The organism is Desulfovibrio sp. OH1186_COT-070 (assembly GCF_003860215.1).
In the GTDB taxonomy this organism is placed as follows: Bacteria; Desulfobacterota; Desulfovibrionia; order Desulfovibrionales; family Desulfovibrionaceae; genus Desulfovibrio.
The window spans coordinates 1-1,895 of sequence record NZ_RQYH01000074.1 but is presented as its reverse complement, the minus strand read 5'-3'; the positions used below and the strand labels follow the sequence as shown (position 1 = coordinate 1,895).

General features: G+C 27.7%; 1 protein-coding gene. It reads right to left on the bottom strand.

What is annotated here, in order from left to right:
• Positions 1 to 789 precede the first annotated feature (789 nt).
• Positions 790 to 1,836, bottom strand: a complete 1,047-nt coding sequence (locus EII23_RS11785; protein ID WP_003452201.1) for a protein rep — start codon at positions 1,834 to 1,836, stop codon at positions 790 to 792.
• Positions 1,837 to 1,895: the final 59 nt, after the last annotated feature.

The following is a 1,895-nucleotide window of genomic DNA, read 5'->3' as shown; positions in this document are numbered from 1 at the left end:
GGTTTGTTTTTTTTCTATTTTTTCATTATAATTATTCATAAAGCTAGTCCTTTCTTGGGGTTTTTGAAAGTTATTGTTAAGTGCAATTAAATTATAACTTTTTTCCACCTAAAAAGGCAAGCTTTTTTTATTTGTAATCAAGTGTTTTCAATGGTTTGATGATAATTAATATAAATCGAAATAGTTACGTATAGTATCAAGTAAAGAAAAAACTCGATTTTTTTAGCAAAAAATCTATTGAAATTTTTGATATTTAACTTAAATTTTTTAAAGAATTATTTTGCATACTATACACACTTAGACCCTCTATTGTAATTGGAGGGTTATTTTTATTTGTTGACGTATGGTAAACACTATGTAGACATGATTTTAAAGGGATATTTTATATATTTTTTAAGAATGGCTTATTTACTAGATTTCGTAATAGTCATTTAATTTTTCTGCTTATTAAGTCCTACAGATAAATAAAGGGGCATGGCTAACGCCACGCCACGCAAAACTGGGGTCCCCAACCTCCCCAAACTTGCATAGCATAGCGTAAGCCATACCCTAAATATATCTGTAAAGTTAATAAGAAACTAAGTTTCTTGATTTCTTAATATCTTAATATCTATTCTTTGCTTTTGCAGAAGTACAAGGAACTTTATTAGTTTGTTACGCAGATCTTTGACTATCTATATTTTTTTAATAAATGAAAATTATAAATAAAGTTCCTTATGTCATAAGCATTGGGATATTAAAAAAGTGTCAAGAGCCATTTCATTCCTTCTCTTGACACTTACGCAATTATTATTCTAAATCTAAATCATTTATAAGTTGCTTATTTATTTTATTTTTCTCTTCTTCAGTTAAATCTCTAATCCTAGAATTTTCATAGTTATTCTTATGCCAGTTATAATATAGCATGTAAGTATATTCTATCTCGTCTATTTCTTTGTAGACATCTAATTCGCCGTTCTGATACATTTTGTGAGCGTCTTTAAATAATCCACCGTATACAATTAATTGTTTTCCTTTAAGAGCAGTATAAAAGGTTTTAAATACATCTCTATTAATTAAATAATCTGAATCTTTAGCTGAATATTTTGCTATCTCATATATTTCCTTGTAATCATTGGCTTTAGCTTTTCTTACATCAACTTGAGTGATTCTATCATCACCCATTGCAGAACGCCATAACTCAAGCCATCTTTCTTGGGTTATATATAAATTACTTTTTTTAAAATAACTTTTATTAACCGCTATAACTACGTGAAAATGTGGATTGTATGTGTTAAAGTTCGGTTCTTCATCACCTATTTTTAATCCTTTTCCAACATAGTAGGATTTTTTTCTTTTCCATAGCTCTTTGGTTATAAATTGTTGGCTTTGATATGTTACTTCTAATTTTCTCGTGTAGCCTTTGGCTATCGTTTTTATTTCTTTTCTTTCCATAAGTTTTTTAAATGCTCGGTTGTATTCTCTTATTGATGGTTCCAGTTCTTCTTTAGTTACGTTTGGAGTTGTTAAAGTCAAAAAAATAAATTCTTTATTCTCTTCCTTTCTCAAATGCTCCATAAGGATACTTATTTCTAAACTATCCTTCAAAGCAGTTCTCCAGCTACACATTGGACAAAATCTGTTACCACAAAAGTTACTCTTATGTAATTTTATATTTTCCAATTCCATATCTCCTAAAAACATTAAAAAACTCCCACAGTCATTTATTCTTTCAATACTAGTATTGCTTACAAATGGTTTAATATAATCACTAAACTTAGGATTTTTTAATTTTTTATCAGTACATTTACTTAAAATGGTTTGTTTTTTTTCTATTTTTTCATTATAATTATTCATAAAGCTAGTCCTTTCTTGGGGTTTTTGAAAGTTATTGTTAAGTGCAATTAAATTATAAC

Excerpts from the sequence above, each read along its gene's own strand:
- EII23_RS11785 (WP_003452201.1), bottom strand. The coding sequence starts at position 1,836 with ATGAATAATTATAATGAAAAAATAGAAAAAAAACAAACCATTTTAAGT.